Source organism: Polyangium spumosum (genome assembly GCF_009649845.1).
Classification (GTDB): domain Bacteria; phylum Myxococcota_A; class Polyangia; order Polyangiales; family Polyangiaceae; genus Polyangium; species Polyangium spumosum.
Genome location: NZ_WJIE01000006.1, coordinates 14,863 through 30,761 on the forward strand (window position 1 = coordinate 14,863; position 15,899 = coordinate 30,761).

Below are 15,899 nucleotides of genomic sequence, written 5' to 3' on the forward strand. Positions count from 1 at the left end.
AGGATCCGCCCGCAAGACAAGCCGAAGTGGCGGAATGGCAAACGCGGTGGATTCAAAATCCACTGTCCTCACGGGCTTGTGGGTTCGAGTCCCACCTTCGGTACCGAGATCGTCGCTGCAGGGCCAACGCAGCGACACGATGAGGCTGGTTTGAAGCGCGGAAGAGGGCGTTGGGGGATGGAGCCGCTCGTCGCGGTGCTCGCCCGCGAGCGCGGGATCGCGCCGCCGTCGGACACGTCACGCTCACCCGTGAGCGCGCGCGACTGGGAGGCGGCCGTGGGCTCGCGGATCGCGGCCCGCGCGCGGCCGGTCAAGCTCGAGCGCGGCGTGCTCCACGTGCGCGCGGCGAGCTCGACGTGGGCGCAGGAGCTGTCGATGCTCTGCGAGCCGATCCTCGCGCAGCTCAAGGCGCGCGGCGTCGCGGTCGAGTCGCTTCGTTTCCGCGTGGGCCCCGTCGACCCACCCGAGCGCGCGAAGACACGGGGCGAGCTGCGCACGACGCCACCCGCGGTGAAGCTGCCGGAGGCGCTCGCGACGGAGATCGAGCACGTCGCCGACGAGGCGCTGCGCGAGGCGATCCGGCGGGCCGCGGCGAAGAACCTCGGCTGGCAACGCATGCGCACGAGCCGCAAGCGGACGGAAGCGCCCGCGACGGAGGCACCAGCGACGCCAGCAAAGCCGGAGGCGCCTACGACGACGCGAGCCGCTCGAGGCCCTCGACCCGCTGCACCAGGAAGCGGTCCGCAGGACCGAGCTGCGGCGCCACCCGCTGCAGCTCCGCGACGTACGCGCGGATCAACTTGATGTCGTACCCCTTCACCTTGCGCACGATCGTGTAGAGCTCGTCGATCACCGAGCCGGGCAAGGGCGCGCTGATCGTCGTGTACAGATCGAACACGTAGTCGATCCACGAGCCCTTCGTGGTCGCGGCGGCGAGGCGCGCGGCGTAGAGCGCGGCGTACTCGGCGACGCCGCCCTTCGGGCGCTGGCCCGACTTGGCGCGCTTCAAGATGCCCTGCAGCAGCGAGGCGAGGATCCGCTCGGCCTCGTCGGCGCGGCCCATCGCGAGGGCCTTGTCCGCGACGCCGCAGAGCAGGCGGACCGACTGGAAGCGACGCGACGTCTCCGATCGACCACTGAGCCGGATGTCGACCTCGCCCTTCGAGTCGATCGCCGCGGCCTCGATGGAGGCATGGATCTCGGCGACCTGCATGCCGCCGATCGTCTGCATCGCGCGGCGATGCTCCTCGTCCGCGTACGGGCTCGAGCGGGGCTCGTCGGTCTTGTAGATGATGATCTCCTGGTTGCCGATGCGGATCTTGTCGCCCGGCACGAGCTCGCGTGGGCCCTCGATCCGCACGCCGTTGACGAGGACGCCGTTGCGGCTGCCGAGGTCCTTGGCGACGACGCCGGTCGACCCGACGACGAGCGCGGCGTGCTTGCGTGACACGAGCGGATCATCGACCGCGAGCTGGCACTCGGGCCCGCGCCCGACGACGAACTCCCCGAACGGGAGCTCGAGGTCATGCGCGAGGTAGCGGATCCTGAACGGCATGCCCGAACCTCACTTGAGCCCACCGAGGCGCTCGAGGCCCTCGATTCGTTGCTGCACGAACCGTTCGCTGGGGCCGAAGCTCGACGAGCGGCTCCGGAGCGACTCGATGTACGCCCGCATCTTGCCCATGTCGAGCGTCTTGACCTTGCGCACCGCCGAGTAGAGCTCGTCGACGACCGTGCCCGGCAGGAGCTGAGCGATGCGCGTGTAGAGCTCGAAGATGTAGTCGATCCAGCTCCCTTTGCCCGTCGCCGAGGCGAGCTTCGCCGCGTAGGTGGCCGCCGTCGACGCGAGGTCGAGCGGAGGCTCCTTTCCCTCGCGCGCCTTCACGAGCACGTCGTTCAGCGAGCGCAGGAGGATGCGCTCGGCCTCCTCGGCGCGCCCCATCGCGAGCGCTTTGTCCGCGACGCTCCCGATCAGCGACAGCGCGTTGATGTGGCGATCGGGCTGCGCGGGCGCGGCGCCGGCCGCGAGGTTCGCGCTGTTCACGCTCGGCGTCGGCGAGGTGGCCTGCTGCGACGCGACGCCCGGCGTCGTGTAGTCACTCCAGAAATCCTCGCGCGTGTCGAAGCCCTCGTGGCCCGCCACGGTCGGCATGCGCGCCGAGCGCGCGGCGCTGCGCGGATGGCCGAACGCGATCGACTCGGGCACACTCACGAGGCCCTCCTCGGGGATGTTCTCGAGCGCCATCTCCTGGCCGCCGATGGTGATGTGATCACCGTGCGCGAGCTGGCGCGGACCGTCGATCTTCGCGCCGTTCACGCTCACGCCGTTGCGGCTGCCGAGGTCCTCGATCGTGACGCCGTCGCCGCGCACGGTGAGCAGCGCGTGCCTGCGTGATACGAGCGGATCGTCGAGCGCGAGTTGACAGTCGGCGCTGCGGCCGATCACGAACTGGCCCAGCGGCACTTCGAGCTCGTGCGACAGATACCGCAGTCGGACCGCCATGTTCGAGCCATACCAATGGCGCAGAACGCCGTCAAAGCGGCTCTTTTCGGTCCGGCTCCTCCGCGCCCCGGAAGAAGGGCCACCCCCGGCCCGCACCCTCCTCGGACAGAACCCGGAGCAGGAACAGGAGCAACCGCGGATGCGATAAAAGCCCGTAAACCGTCAACTTCTCGTCCGCCATCGCGCGCCCGACGTCCCACAGGGTCGTACCCCGCTCGGGCGTGCGCGAGAACACCCTCGGGAGCCGCAACCAGCGGGACAAGCCGACGTTCACGAGGCGCCGGAGCACGGCTTCGTCGCCGCAGAGGGTCACCGACGGGATGCCCACGGTGCCGTCGTGGATCGTCAGCCGACCGTGATCGAAGCGCATCGTCAGCGTCTGCGTGGTGTCTTGCGCGACGACGAGCACGGAGCCACGGAGCGCGCGAAAGTCCTGCTTTTTCCGAGCAGAGCGGGAGACGTTCTGCCGGATCCGGTCCGCGAGCAGGAGGGCGAGGGTGTTTTCTTCCGTGCCTTCGGCGAGGTCGATGATCGGATCCACGGCGGCGTGGAGAGGAGCATGACGGCCTCACGCCGCGCGGTCGAGCGCTACCGAGAGGCGACGCCGACCGAAGCGCCGATGTCCGTCCGGAAATGCACGCCCGCGAAGGAGATGCGCCGCGCCGCCTCGTAGGCGCGCTCCCGCGCCTCCGCGATCGACGCGCCCACCGCCGTGACCGCGAGGACGCGCCCGCCGGCGGTGACGATCCCCTCGGCCGTCCTCTTCGTGCCCGCATGAAACACGGCCACGCCCGGCACCTCGGCCGCCGCGTCGAGCCCGCGGATCACGTCCCCCGCGCGGGGCGCGGCCGGATACCCCGCCGCCGCGAGCACCACGACGACCGCGCTCCGCGCAGGCGCGACCCGCACCGCCGTGGGATCGAGCTCGCCGCTCGCGACCGACGCGCACATCGCGGCGAGGTCTCCATCGAGGAGCGCGACGAGCGCCTCGCACTCGGGATCGCCGAAGCGGACGTTGTGCTCGAGCAGCATCGGCTCCCCCGCGGGCGTGATCATCAGCCCCGCGAAGAGCACGCCGCGCAGCGGTCGTCCGTCCGCGCGCATGCCGTCGATCGTCGGCCGCAAGATCTCTCGCTCGACCCGCGCGAGCAGCTCGGGGCCGACGTGCGGCGAGGGCGCGAACACGCCCATGCCGCCCGTGTTGGGGCCCTGGTCGCCGTCGAAGACGCGCTTGTGATCGCGGGCGACGGGCAGCACGAAGAGCGCGCTCCCATCGGTGACCGCGAGGACGCTCGCCTCCTCGCCGACGAGCGCCTCCTCGATCACGACCACGCTCCCTGCGTCGCCGAAGCGACGCTCGACGAGCATGGCGCGCGCCGCCTCGATCGCCTCGGCTTCCGTCTGCGCGACGACGACACCCTTGCCCGCGCAGAGGCCGTCGGCCTTCACGACCACGGGCGCGCCGCGCCGCCGGATCTCGGCCTCTGCGCCGGCCATGTCCGTCACGATGGCGAAGTCCGCCGTGGGGATCCGGTGCCGCGCGGCGAACTGCTTCATGAACGCCTTCGAGCCCTCGAGCCGCGCGGCCTCCGCGCTCGGCCCGAAGACCGCGATCCCCGCCGCTTCGAGCGCGTCGCTCACGCCCGCGCAGAGCGGCCCCTCCGGGCCCACGACCACGAGGTCCACGCTCTCCCGACGCGCGAGCTCGACGACCGGGGCGGCTTCCAGCCGCGCGATCGAAGCGTTGTGGATCGGCGCCGTGCCCTCTCCGCCTTCGCTCACGGTCCCCGCGTTGCCCGGCGCCACGAGGACCTCCGCCGTCGTGCTCGACCGCGCGAGTGCCCTCGCCAGGGCGTGCTCTCGCGCGCCCGACCCGAGCACGAGCACCCGCCGCCCCGACGACCGCCCCGATCCGGAAGCCCGTTGATTCACGGTGCGGCGGCTACCACGCGCCCCGAGCTCGCGCGAACGAAAAGTGGCCCCGCGCGCCGAGCAACCCCATGCGTACGGCCGCGCCCCGATCTTTTTTCGGGCGGGCGCTCGACAGGCGCGTCTCGATGCAGTACCACTGTGGCCGTTCGGGACCCGTCCCGTTGTGGGTCCGCCGACAGCGCACTGTGAACCCCGCCAGGCCCGGAAGGGAGCAACGGTAGCAGGAAGCGGGTGTGGCGGGCCCTTTTGCTTTTGTCCCTGCTCGGCCCGCGGGGGGTTGCTCTCCTCAGGACTGGCCGTACGCTACGGTCGTCGTGGATTTTCTGTCCCCGGGCAACGACGAGCCACGCGAGGGTCGCGCCTTCCGGTGGGTCGCGTTCGTCGCGTCCGCCGCCCTCGTCGCCGCAGGCCTGCGGTTTGCCCTGCACGAACCGCTCGTCGCCGCCGTGGTGCTCGGCATCCTCGCCGTCGCCTGGATCGGCCGGTGGCTGTCGCGCAGGCGCCTGCGGCGCGTGCTTCGATCGGGAGACGTCATCGCGGTCTTGCGGAGCTGGGCGGGCTCGCTCGAGCGGGTCCCCTACCCGGCCACGATGGCGCCCCTCATGGCGGCCACGGCGTTCGCCGCGTGTGGCTGGATCGACAAGGCGCGCGCCGCGCTCGCGACCGCCGAGCGAGGGCCCGTGTGGGAGGCGGCGATCGAGCACCGCCTCTTCCTCGACACGCTCCTCCTCACGTTCGAGGGTGATCGCGACGCCGCGCTCGATCAAGCCCGCCGCCTCGTGCGTTTGCCCTTGCCGCGCTCCAGGGGCGTGCTCCGCGAGCGTGTCCTCGGCTTGCGCTCCGCGGCGTTCGCGCTCGCGCGCGCCTTCGCGCACCAGAGCGAGCCCGGCGACGACGAGCTGCTCGAGAGGGCGAGCGAGAACAGCCCGCTCGTCTTTTGGGCGATGCGGTACGCGGCCGCGATCGTGGCGATCGACCGCGGCGACAACGACAAGGCCACGCGCCTGCTCGCGGGCGCGCCGCCCTGGCCCGAGGAGTCGATCTTCCGCGCCTTCCACCTGGAGATCGAGGAGCGCGCGCGGCTCGCGCCTTCCGCTTGACGTGAACGCGTGATCCCGCCGCGGCACGAGGTCGCCCGGCAGCCGCTTGGCCGTCGTGCTAGAGCCAGCGCGCCATGAGCGGCCTCGAAATCTTCAAGCAAGCCGATAGCTGGGCGAGCCTCGCGACGTTGACGGGTCTCGAGGTCGTGCTCGGGATCGACAACATCGTCTTCCTGACGCTCATGACGAACAAGCTGCCGCCGAAGCAGCAGCCCACGGCTCGCTCGCTCGGCCTCGCGCTCGCGCTCTTCATGCGCCTCGGCCTGCTCTTCGGGATCTCGTGGGTGATGGGCTTGAAGAGTGATCTCTTCACCCTCCTCGGCCACGCGTTCTCCGCGCGCGACCTCATCCTGCTCGGCGGCGGCCTGTTCTTGATCGCGAAGAGCACGCACGAGATGTTCGAGCGCCTCGAGGTCGACACCCAGAAGGACGGCGCGCCCGTCAAGCACATCTCCTTCGCCTCGGCCGTCGCGCAGATCGTCCTGCTCGACATCGTCTTCTCGCTCGACTCGGTGATCACCGCGGTCGGCATGGCGAAGCACCTCAGCATCATGGCCACGGCCGTGGTGATCGCCGTCTTCGTGATGCTCCTCTTCGCCGGGGCGATCGGCCGCTTCGTCAACCGTCACCCGAGCATGCGGATCCTCGCGCTGAGCTTCCTCCTGCTCATCGGCGTGCTGCTCGTGGCCGAGGGCATGCGCCAGCACATCAACAAGGGCTACGTCTACTTCGCGATGGCGTTCTCGCTCGGCGTCGAGCTCATCAACATGAAGCTGCGCGTCCGCCAGCAGGCGCCCGTCGAGCTCCACAACCCCTACGAGGATCGCGCGCAGTGAACCGCTCTCTGCACCTCGCCACGCTCGCCGCTTCGATGTTCGCCCTCGCGGGTTGTCCCGAGGGCTCCGCCGTCGGCGCGCAGAACCCCGACGCGAGCGCGCCCGTCGACGCCGGCGTCACGGACGCACAGGGCACGGTACCTTGGCAGTCGTCGTCGTCCGCGCCCGCCGCTCCGCCCGCGACGCCGAGCGAGCGCCCCTCGCTCGAGCTCTTGCAGCTCACGCTCACGTCCGACGTGCAGAAGAAGGAGCCCGTCGACACGCTCGACGTCGCGCCTCCCGGGACACGCGTCTACGCGCACCTCAAGCTGCGCAACCGATCGCAGGACCAGCGCAAGGTGCACATCGACTTCCTCGTGAACGGCAAGGTCCGCACGCCGCTCGACCTCACGGTCGAGCCTTCGTGGTCGTACCGCACGTGGGGCTACAACACGATGCAGGCGGGCGACACCGGCGAGCTCGAGGTGCGCGTCTTCGACGACGGCGGCGCGACGCTCGCCACGGCGCGGCTGCCCATCCAGGCCAGGTCGAAGGCCAAGTAGGCGCCGCGCGCGTGGCGCGAGCCGCCGCGTTACGAGCAGCGCCTCCAGTGCAACTGCAGGTGCTGCGCGCCCCACATCGGCGTGAGCCGGACACGGCCCGAGGCCCCGGGGTTGCCGATGGTGCTCACGTTCAGCGCGGTGCGGATGTTGAGCGGCCGCGAGGCCCCGCACGGCGAGAACGGACCCACGGCCTCGGGCGGCTCGCGCACGTGGAAACGAGCCGCGAACGGTCCACGCAGCGTCGACTGCACCGGGTTCGTGCCGAGCTCACCCGTGAAGTACCGCTCCACGTCGAGCGTCGCGGTCACGCCGGCGTCGAGCTCCGCGTAGCCGCGGTATCCGTACGCGCTCGACACGGCGTACGAGTAGCCGGGCGTGTGATCGAGATCGATCATCACCTGGCAAAACACCCGTTGCTCCGAGGGCGACACGCCGGGCCCGGCTTCGACCGAGAGAGCACCGTTGACGAAGACGAGCATCCCCAGGTCCTGCGTGAGGATCGCGGTCACGGAACCCGACGGGCACCCGGTGCCGAGCGCCGTGATCGAACGAATGGAGGCCCGGGGCGGCGCCTGCGCCTCCGCGGCCGAGGGCGCGACGAGCGCCGAGAGCCCGAGCCCGAACAACACCCGAGCCAACGTCTTTTTCATGGTTTCCCTCCCCCTGGGGCCCGCGCCCCGGATGCGTGCGTCCGGCGCTGTCCCTGACGCGCCGGCCGTGAACACGTCGGGCCGATCGAGCCCATCGGCAAGACGATCCGTGCACCACCAACGATTCGCCTCGTGGTCACGGATTCCCTGGGAAACACCGATTCGATGGTTGGTCGTCTTCTTCCGCCTCCCCTCGGCGTACACTCCAGGTCATGAGCCGCGAAGTCGACGCTCCGCTCCGCTCCGACGTCCGTTTCCTCGGTCGCCTGCTCGGCGAGGTGCTGGTCGAACAGGAGGGCGAGGCGCTCTTCGCCGTGGAGGAGGTGATCCGCAAGCTCTCGATCCAGAGGCGTCGGGGCCCACGCGCGGAGAGAGAGGAGGCGCAGCAGGAGCTCGTGCGGCTGCTCGAGGCGCTGCCGATCGAGCAGGCCGAGCCCGTGCTCCGCGCCTTCGCGATGTACTTCCGCCTCGTCAACATCGCCGAGCAACACCACCGCATCCGGCGCGCGCGCGCCCACGCGAGCAGCCCCGGCGAGCCGCCGCAACGCGGTTCGCTCGCGGCAGTCATGACCGCCGCGAAGGACGCGGGCGTCTCGGCCGAGGCCATGCGCGAGGCGCTCGCGCGTCTCGAGGTGACGCTCACGCTCACGGCGCACCCCACCGAGGCGGCGCGGCGCACGGTGCTCGAGAAGCTCTACCGCATCGCGCGTCGCCTCGAGGAGCGCGACCGATGCCACCTGCTCCCTCGCGAGGAGGAGGAAGCACGCGCCGCCATCCGCGAGGAGATCACCTTGCTCTGGCAGACCGACGAGGTCCGTCGAGAAAAACCCACCGTCGGCGACGAGGTGAAGAACGTCCTCTGGTACGTCGAGGAGATCCTCTGGGACCTCCTGCCCGAGCTCAGCGAGGAGCTCGGCCGCGCGTTCGAACGTGCGTACGGCGAGCCGCTCGCCGCGCGGACGTCGCCGCTCCGGATCCACGCCTGGCCCGGCGGCGACATGGACGGCAACCCCAACGTGACGCCCGAGGTCGTCGAGGACGCGATCCGCGCGTATCGCGCCCGCGGCCTGCGGCGCTTGATCGGGGCCGTGCGCGAGCTCGGCGGCTCGCTCTCGCAGTCGTCGCGGCACGTGCGCGTGCCGGAGTCGCTCATCGTCTCGCTCGCGGACGACGCGGTCGTGATGCCCGGCGTGGCCGCGCAGGAGAGCGCGCAGACCGAGGGCGAGCCGTGGCGGCGCAAGCTGCGCTTCGTGGAGGCTCGGCTCGCGGCGACGCTCGAAGCCGTGGAGCAGGAGCGCCAGGTGGCCCGGCAACGCATGCCGCGGCTCGGCAGCGTGCCGCCGCCTTCACGAGGTCACGCGGGCGTGATCGGCAGCCACGCCGAGCTCGGCGTCGCGTACCGGACGAGCGAGGAGCTCCATCGCGACCTCTCGCTCGTCGCGGACACGCTGCGCGAGGCGAACGCCTCGAACGCCGGGGAGAAGCGGGCGCGCGCCCTCGCCGAGCGGGTGCGTGTCCTCGGCCTGTCGATCGCCGAGCTCGAGCTCCGCGCGCCCGCGGAGGACGCGATCGCCGCGGCGGCGTGGCTCGCGGGCGGCGGCGACGAGACGCCCGGCGCGGCGCGCCTGCTCGCCGCGCTGCGCAAGCTCGCCGAGGCGCAGCGCGAGTACGGCGAGCGCGCGGCGCGCACGTTGATCCTCTCCATGACCCAGCGCGCCGACGACATCCTCGCGGCGCTCACGCTGGCGCGGGCCGCGGGCCTGTACGACGTCGACAAACATGCCGTCACGGTCGACATCGTCCCGCTCTTCGAGACACACGACGCGCTCGTCTCTGCGCCGAACATCCTGCGCGAGCTGCTCGCGCACCCCGCGTATCGGCGCCACCTCTCGGCCCGCGGCGCGCAGGAGGTGATGGTCGGCTACAGCGACTCGGGCAAGGAAGTCGGGCTCCTCGCGGCGGCCTTCGCGCTCCGCAAGGCGCAGACCGAGCTCACGAAGGTCTCGCGCGAGGCGGGCATCGCGCTCCGGGTGTTTCATGGCCGCGGCGAGTCCGTGGCGCGGGGCGGAGGCCCGGCGCAGCAGGCGATCCTGGCGCTGCCGGCGGGCAGCGTGGCCGGGCGGTACAAGGCGACGGAGCAGGGCGAGGCGCTCGATCACAAGTATGCGCGCCCCGAGCTCGCCTTGCGTACGCTCGAGCTCGTGGTCGGCGGCGCCTTGCTGCACACCCTCGGCGCCGAGGAGCGCCCCTCGGACGAGGACGAGCGTCGTTATGCCGAGGCCTTCGAGGAGCTCGCGGAGGAGGGGCGGCGTGTTTATCGCGGGCTCGTCTGGGAGCACCCTCGTTTCGTCGATTTCTTCACCACCGCGACGCCGGTCGACGAGATCGCGCGTTTGCCGATCGGTTCGCGCCCGAGCAAGCGCAAGTCGGGCGGCCTCGAGGTGCTGCGGGCGATCCCGTGGGTCTTCGGCTGGACGCAGACGCGGGCGATCTTGCCTGGCTGGTATGGCGTCGGCAGCGCGCTCGAGGCCTTCGCGCGACACGAAGGCGGCGAGGAGCTGCTCGTCGAAATGACGAGGCGCTGGCCCTTCTTCCGGACCGTGCTCGACAACGTGCAAATGGTGCTCGCGAAGAGCGACATGGAGATCGCCGCTCGTTACGCGGCCCTCGCCGCGCCCGCCACCCGCAAGGCCATCTGGCCCCGCATCCAGGACGAGCACGCGCGCACCGTGCAATGGATTCGCCGTCTCTTCGGGGTGAAACGATTGCTGGATGGGAACCCCACGTTGCAGAGGTCGATCGACCTCCGCAACCCCTACGTGGACCCGATGTCGTTCTTGCAGGTGGCGCTGCTCCGGCGGAAGCGCGCGGGGGACGGGCATTGCGACCGGGCGATCCTGCTGTCGATCAACGGGATCGCCGCGGGGATGCGCAATACGGGTTAGGCTAGAAGAGACGCGTGCCGTCGATGCCGCAGCCCGGATCGCCGGGCTCGCACTTGCCGCCGCCCGTCTTGGGGCCCTCGTTCGGCTTCGGCCCGGTGCCCGGACGGCCGGGGCGCGTGGGGGGGGCCTCGTTCGCCGCGTTTTTTTTCTCCTCGAGCTCGCGCGCCTTTTGTTTCTCCTCCTCCAATCGCCGCGCGACCTCGTCCATTCGCTTGGCGTCCGCGTCGAGCTTCGCCCGGAGCTTCGCCGCCTCCTCGCGTGTCGCCGCCGCGTCGGCCGCCTGGCTCGCGAGCAGCGCGTCCTGGTCCGGCTTGATCTTGCCGAAATACAGGCCCATTCCGCCGCCGATCAGCGCCGCGGCGCCGAGCACGCACGAGACGAGGGCGCGCTTCAGCTTCTTTTTTTTCTCGTCCTCGCGCAGCGCCGCGAGCGCGCGCTCGTGCTCGTCGGCCTTGCGCATCATCTCGAGGCGCGCTTGCGTCTCGACCTCGGCGCGCGCGCGCTCCACCTCGGCGAGCCGGAGCGCCTCGAGCCTGGCCGCCTCCGCGCGCCGCGCCGCCTCTTCACGCGCGATTCGCTCGGCCTCTTCGCGCGCCTTTTGCATCAAAGCTTCCGCCTCGCGCCGCGCCGCGTCTTCACGCGCGGTTCGCTCGGCCTCGACGCGCGCCCGCGCGGCCTCTTCCTCCGCGCGCACGGCCTCCTCGTGCAGGGAAAGGAGCTGATTCAGCGAAAAAAGGACGGAGTTGTCTCGCGTGGCGGACATGGGGGCATGCCTCCCGATAGGGCAAAGGATCACGACATCGACGAGGCGCGCCGGAAGGGCGCCATCACGTCGAGCGCAGGGATTGGACGCCGCTCCCTCATGGAACTTTGAACCCTCCCGGTAAATTTTTCGCCAGCGCGACCCGGACGTCTTGAATGTGCGCCGCCTTGCCGCTACGGATGGAACATGCCCGACATCCTTGCAGAGGCCTCCTTGCCCGAGCTGGCCTTGCTGATGCTCGCCTTTTTCGGGGGATTGACGCTCTTCAACGTCCCGATCGGATTCGCGCTCGAGCGCCTGCTCCCGCACCGCCGCGTCTTCGCCGTCCCCCTCGCCGAGGGTCAGTACCGCTTCGAGCTCGTGGGGAACCTCGTCTTCCTCGTGGTCGCCGTGACGACCTTCACGGCCGTCCTCTCCTCGGGCCTCGTGCGTTTCGGCGAGACCTCGCTCCTGCGGGACGGCCTCACGTTCTTCGCGGTGAGCGCGAGCTTTCAGGTTTATTATTACGGCCTGCATCGGGCCATGCACCACCGGGCGCTCGTGCGGTTTCACCGGTGGCATCATCGCTCCCAGGTGACCACGCCGCTCACGGGCCAATCGATGCACTTCGTCGAGGCCTGCGCCTGGATGATCGGATATGCCGGGATCCCGCTCGCCATGTCGTACGTGGCGCCGATCGGCTTCTGGGGCTGGACCGCCTATCTGATGGTCAACATCGGCGGCAACATCGTCGGTCACTCGAACGTGGAGCTCACGCGCTCCGTCGCGGGCATCCGGTGGAAATCGATCAACGCGAACCCCTTCGTCTATCACGCGCTCCACCACGCCCGCTGGACAGGCCATTACAGCTTCCAGGCCGCCACGATGGATCGGCTCTTCGGCACCGAATGGAAGGACTGGCCCGCGCTCCTCCAGCGCGTCATGGACGGTAAGCCGCTCCGGAGCCTCAAGGAGCGCGCCGAGCCCTCTTGACCGGGACGTCCCGGGGAGGCTCCGCTCCGCCGGAGCACGACCACGCCGCGACGCTCCCCCGTGCCGGCCAAACGTAAATCGGATAGGCTCCTCCCGTGCCCGAGAGCCCTCCCAAAGACAGGATGTCGATCGACGAGCTCGAGATCTCGGACGCGGAGATCGCATCCTTCCGCGACGCGCCACCTCCGCCGCCACCTCCGGCGCGCCCCGCGCTCACCCCCGCCTCGCTCCCCGTCGTCCCGCGCACGGCGTACGCGGTGAGCGGCGTCTTCGCCGAGGGCGGGATCGGCCGCATCCTGAAAGCTCAGGACACCCGGCTCAAGCGTACCGTGGCCATCAAGGAGCTGCTCTCCACGAACGAGGGCGAGGCCGAGCGGTTCGTGCGCGAGGCGATCATCACGGCGCGCCTCCAGCACCCCTCGATCGTCCCCGTGCACGAGGCTGGGCGCTGGCCGACGGGCGAGCCCTTCTTCGCGATGAAGCTCATCTCGGGCAAGCCGCTCGGCGAGGTGATGGACGAGGCCCGCACGCTCGAAGAGCGCCTCGCCCTGCTCCCGCACCTGCTCGCCGTCGCCGACGCGATGGCCTATGCCCACAGCCAGAGGATCGTCCATCGCGACCTCAAGCCCGCCAATGTCCTCGTGGGTCGGTTCGGCGAGACCGTCGTCATCGATTGGGGCCTCGCCAAGGACCTGAACGACGACCTCTCCGAGCCCCTCTCGGGCAAACCCCGGCCCGCCGTCTCGGGCGAAAAATCGGTCAGCGCCCATTTGACCTCGGTCGGCGCCATCATGGGCACGCCCGCGTACATGCCCCCCGAGCAGGCCTCGGCGAAGCCCGTGGACGAGCGCGCCGACGTGTATGCGATCGGCGCGCTGCTCTACCGCGCGCTCTCCGGCGTGGCCCCGTACGACGTCCCGGGCGGCGACGTGATCGACGTCGCCATCAAGGTCCTCGAAGCGCCGCCCGTGCCGCTCGCCGAGCGGCAAAAGGGGCTCCCCGAGGATCTCCTGGCCATCGTGGAGAAAGCCATGGCCCGCGAGGCGGCCCAACGGTATCCGACGGCCAAGGAGCTCGCGGACGACCTGCGCCGCTTTCAGATGGGCCAGTTCGTCGCGGCACACACGTATTCGAAGGGCGAGATCGTCCGACGCTTCATTCAGCGCCGCCGGACGCCGCTGCTCGTGGGCCTCGCCGGCGTCGTGGCCCTCACGGTCGTCGGCGTGCTCAGCCTGCATCGAATCATCCAGGAGCGGAACCGGGCGCTGGCGAACGAAATCGAGGCGCAGCGGCAGGAGGCCGAGGCCCAGGCGCAACGCCTCGAAGCCCAGCAGAAGCAGGCCGAGGCCACGAAGCGCGCCGACGAGCTCACGATCTCGCAGGCCCGCGGCCTCATGGACCGGGACCCGAGCCAGGCCATCGCGTGGCTGAAGACGCTCTCGCCGAAGAGCCCGCGTTTCTCGGCGGCGCGCACGCTCGCGGCCGACGCGCTCTCGCGGGGCATCGGCCGGGTCTTTCGGGGGCACGCCGGCGGCATCAACGCCGTCGCATTCGCGCCCGACGGTCGCACCCTCGCCACGGGGAGCGACGACCGCACCGTGCGCATCTGGGACGTCGAAGCGGGCACACACGAGGCCCTCTCGGGGCACGGCGACGAGGTCTGGGCCGTGGCGCATTCGCCCGACGGAAAGCTCCTCGCCACGGGCGGCAAGGACAAATCCGTGCGGCTCTGGGACCTCGCCGCGGGCACCTCGCGCGTGCTCTCGGGCCACGAGCAATGGGTGACCAGCATCCGGTTCTCGCCGGACGGGCAATGGATCACCTCGCAGGGCTTCGACGACGGCGTCTTTCTCTGGAACGTCGCCTCCGGGACGGGCAAACGCGTCGCGGTGAACAACGGCGTCGAGATGAGCCGCGGCGCGGTCTTCTCCGGCGACAGCCGCGTGCTCGTCCTCGTCGAGAAGGGCAAGCTCGTCGTCTGGGACCTCGCGACCGACACGAGCCGCAGCTTTTCGGGACAAACCTCGGTCTGCACGAGCATCGCCGTCTCGAGCGACGGGGCGTCCGTGATCACGGGCGGCGCCGACGGCTCGGTGCGGCTCTGGAGCACCTCGAAAGGCGCGCTGCGCACGTTCCCCGGGCACACGAAGGAGGTCACGGCCCTCGCCTTCTTGCCGAACGGCGCGGCGTTCGTCTCCGGCTCGAAGGACCGCGCGGTGCGCCACGCCGACCTCTCGAATGGCGCGACCCGGCTGCTCGGTCAATATGGCGGCGAGATCAAGACGCTCGCCGTCTCCCCCGACGGCAGCCGCGTCGCCGCGGTGGGGCAGGACAAGAACGTGGTCTTGTGGGACATCGCCAATGGGCAACGCCGGACGCTCGGCGGGTTCCAGGATTGGCTCGGGCTCCACGGCGTCGCCTTCTCGCCGGACGGCAAGCGCCTCGCCGCGGCGGGGTTCGACCAGACGATGCGGGTCTGGGAGCTCGGCGCGCAGGTCGATCGCGTGGCCGGCGAGCACGACGGCGCAGCGACGAGCGCGAGCTTCTTGCCCGACGGCAAGCGCGTCGTCTCGGCGGGCAACGACGGCACGATCCGCCTCTTCGACCTCACCTCCGGCGCGCCCCGCGTCGTCGATCGACATGGCGGCAAGGTGAGCGATCTGCGCGTCTTTCCGGACGGCAATGCCGTCGCCTCGGCGGGCGAGGACGGCGCCGTGCGTATCACCTCCCTCGCGGGCTCGGGCGAGGCGCCGCGGGTTTGGCGGGGCCACGCGGGGCGCGTCGCGCGGATCGCCATTTCACCGGACGGAAAGCGCCTCGCCTCGGGCGGCGCCGACAGGAAGGTCCGGCTCTGGGACGTCGCGACCGGCGAGGCCGAGGTCCTCTACGAGCACGACAAACCCGTCGAGGCGCTCGCCTTTTCGCCGGACGGCGCGGCGCTCGCGACGGGCGGCGCGGACAGGAGCGTGCGCATCTATCGGTTCGCGACGAAAGAAGCGAAGACGCTCGGCACCTACGAGCGCCCCGTCCGCGCCGTCGCGTTTTCGCCCGACGGAAAGACCCTCGCCTCGGGCAGCGCCGACCATACCATCGGCCTCTGGGACCTCGCGACCGAGAAGGGGCGGGTGATCGACGCGAGCGGCAATGGCGTCACGCAGATCGTGTTTTTCCCGGACGGCGCCACGTTCGCCTCGCTCGGCTCCGAGCCCTCCGTGCGGCTCTGGGAGACGGCGACCGGAAAGGGCCGGGACATCCTGCGCGGGCACGGGAAAACCGTGGAGAGCGTCTCGATCTCCCCCGACGGCAAGCGGATCGCCTCGGCGAGCCTCGACGGCACCGTCCGCATCTGGGACCTCCAGAGCCACGAGGATCGGCCGCTCGTGGGGCACGCGGGTGGCGTCTCCTCGGTCACCTTCGCGCCGGACGGCCGGACGCTCGTCACGACGGGCCAGGACGGGACGGTGCGGCTCTGGGGCGACGACCTGCCCGCGGACGAGGCCGGCCTGCGGGCCTGGCTCGACGCGGCGACGAAGGACGTCGTGCACCTCGACGAGCGCCCGGCGTCGGCCGAGCCTGCGCGCTGACGCCCTCTCCTCGCCCGAATCCCCCTACCGCCGCGCCCCGGGAGCCCTAGCCTCACAGCGGGGGTTTCCGTG

Annotated in this window: 12 protein-coding genes, 1 tRNA gene, 1 other RNA gene and 2 pseudogenes; 10 read left to right on the forward strand and 6 right to left on the reverse strand. The window is 70.8% G+C overall.

All coding sequences use genetic code 11. From position 1 onward, the window contains the following. Positions 1–20: 20 nt before the first annotated feature. The 3 genes and pseudogenes from GF068_RS20990 to GF068_RS47585 all read left to right on the forward strand — a co-directional run. A tRNA-Leu gene (locus GF068_RS20990) sits at positions 21–103 on the forward strand. A 74-nt stretch (positions 104–177) separates the two neighbouring features. Beyond that, positions 178–804 (forward strand): DciA family protein, encoded by a 627-nt coding sequence (locus tag GF068_RS20995; RefSeq protein ID WP_153821236.1) that lies wholly within the window; start codon positions 178–180, stop codon positions 802–804. Between the two features lie 181 nt (positions 805–985). Continuing rightward, positions 986–1,207: pseudogene (locus tag GF068_RS47585) on the forward strand (hypothetical protein); the annotation flags it as partial. An 87-nt stretch (positions 1,208–1,294) separates the two neighbouring features. On the opposite strand, the pseudogene GF068_RS47590 reads toward GF068_RS47585, so the two are convergent. The 4 genes and pseudogenes from GF068_RS47590 to purD all read right to left on the reverse strand — a co-directional run. Next, positions 1,295–1,555, reverse strand: a pseudogene (locus GF068_RS47590) (FHA domain-containing protein); the annotation flags it as partial. 9 nt (positions 1,556–1,564) lie between these two features. Continuing rightward, complete coding sequence (locus GF068_RS21005) at positions 1,565–2,503, reverse strand: FHA domain-containing protein (protein WP_153821238.1); 939 nt, start codon at positions 2,501–2,503, stop codon at positions 1,565–1,567. A gap of 31 nt (positions 2,504–2,534) precedes the next feature. Further along, positions 2,535–3,044 (reverse strand): hypothetical protein, encoded by a 510-nt coding sequence (locus GF068_RS21010; protein WP_206079509.1) that lies wholly within the window; start codon positions 3,042–3,044, stop codon positions 2,535–2,537. A gap of 47 nt (positions 3,045–3,091) precedes the next feature. After that, the gene (gene purD, locus GF068_RS21015; RefSeq protein ID WP_338046491.1) at positions 3,092–4,435 is read right to left on the reverse strand and encodes a phosphoribosylamine--glycine ligase; all 1,344 of its coding nucleotides are present in this window, start codon (positions 4,433–4,435) and stop codon (positions 3,092–3,094) included. Between the two features lie 162 nt (positions 4,436–4,597). Between purD and ffs the strand changes: the two genes are divergently transcribed. The 4 genes from ffs to GF068_RS21035 all read left to right on the forward strand — a co-directional run bounded on the left by ffs (position 4,598) and on the right by GF068_RS21035 (position 6,913). Next, an RNA gene (gene ffs / locus GF068_RS21020) (signal recognition particle sRNA small type) lies at positions 4,598–4,685 on the forward strand. A 64-nt stretch (positions 4,686–4,749) separates the two neighbouring features. After that, positions 4,750–5,535 (forward strand): hypothetical protein, encoded by a 786-nt coding sequence (locus tag GF068_RS21025; RefSeq protein ID WP_153821239.1) that lies wholly within the window; start codon positions 4,750–4,752, stop codon positions 5,533–5,535. 74 nt (positions 5,536–5,609) lie between these two features. Beyond that, positions 5,610–6,371 (forward strand): TerC family protein, encoded by a 762-nt coding sequence (locus GF068_RS21030; protein WP_153821240.1) that lies wholly within the window; start codon positions 5,610–5,612, stop codon positions 6,369–6,371. After that, a complete protein-coding gene (locus GF068_RS21035; RefSeq protein WP_153821241.1) occupies positions 6,368–6,913 on the forward strand; it encodes a hypothetical protein in 546 nt (181 codons plus the stop codon). The genes GF068_RS21030 and GF068_RS21035 overlap by 4 nt, the downstream gene beginning before the upstream one ends. Before the next feature lie 29 nt (positions 6,914–6,942). Here the strand turns inward: GF068_RS21035 and GF068_RS21040 are convergent, their stop codons facing one another. After that, positions 6,943–7,563, reverse strand: a complete 621-nt coding sequence (locus tag GF068_RS21040; protein WP_153821242.1) for a DUF4360 domain-containing protein — start codon at positions 7,561–7,563, stop codon at positions 6,943–6,945. A gap of 212 nt (positions 7,564–7,775) precedes the next feature. Between GF068_RS21040 and GF068_RS21045 the strand changes: the two genes are divergently transcribed. After that, positions 7,776–10,508: a phosphoenolpyruvate carboxylase gene (locus GF068_RS21045; RefSeq protein WP_153821243.1), complete on the forward strand. Its 2,733-nt coding sequence runs from the start codon at positions 7,776–7,778 to the stop codon at positions 10,506–10,508. Between the two features lies 1 nt (position 10,509). On the opposite strand, the gene GF068_RS21050 is transcribed toward GF068_RS21045, so the two are convergent. Further along, positions 10,510–11,271: a hypothetical protein gene (locus tag GF068_RS21050; protein ID WP_153821244.1), complete on the reverse strand. Its 762-nt coding sequence runs from the start codon at positions 11,269–11,271 to the stop codon at positions 10,510–10,512. Positions 11,272–11,457: 186 nt separating this feature from the next. Between GF068_RS21050 and GF068_RS21055 the strand changes: the two genes are divergently transcribed. Both GF068_RS21055 and GF068_RS21060 read left to right on the forward strand, forming a co-directional pair. Next, positions 11,458–12,243 (forward strand): sterol desaturase family protein, encoded by a 786-nt coding sequence (locus GF068_RS21055; protein ID WP_153821245.1) that lies wholly within the window; start codon positions 11,458–11,460, stop codon positions 12,241–12,243. A 95-nt stretch (positions 12,244–12,338) separates the two neighbouring features. Next, the gene (locus GF068_RS21060) at positions 12,339–15,827 is read left to right on the forward strand and encodes a protein kinase domain-containing protein (protein ID WP_153821246.1); all 3,489 of its coding nucleotides are present in this window, start codon (positions 12,339–12,341) and stop codon (positions 15,825–15,827) included. The last annotated feature ends 72 nt before the right edge of the window (positions 15,828–15,899 follow it).

Excerpts from the sequence above, each read along its gene's own strand:
- GF068_RS20995 (WP_153821236.1), top strand. The coding sequence starts at position 178 with ATGGAGCCGCTCGTCGCGGTGCTCGCCCGCGAGCGCGGGATCGCGCCG.
- GF068_RS21005 (WP_153821238.1), bottom strand. The coding sequence starts at position 2,503 with ATGGCGGTCCGACTGCGGTATCTGTCGCACGAGCTCGAAGTGCCGCTG.
- GF068_RS21030 (WP_153821240.1), top strand. The coding sequence starts at position 5,610 with ATGAGCGGCCTCGAAATCTTCAAGCAAGCCGATAGCTGGGCGAGCCTC.
- GF068_RS21040 (WP_153821242.1), bottom strand. The coding sequence starts at position 7,563 with ATGAAAAAGACGTTGGCTCGGGTGTTGTTCGGGCTCGGGCTCTCGGCG.
- GF068_RS21045 (WP_153821243.1), top strand. The coding sequence starts at position 7,776 with ATGAGCCGCGAAGTCGACGCTCCGCTCCGCTCCGACGTCCGTTTCCTC.
- GF068_RS21050 (WP_153821244.1), bottom strand. The coding sequence starts at position 11,271 with ATGTCCGCCACGCGAGACAACTCCGTCCTTTTTTCGCTGAATCAGCTC.
- GF068_RS21055 (WP_153821245.1), top strand. The coding sequence starts at position 11,458 with ATGCCCGACATCCTTGCAGAGGCCTCCTTGCCCGAGCTGGCCTTGCTG.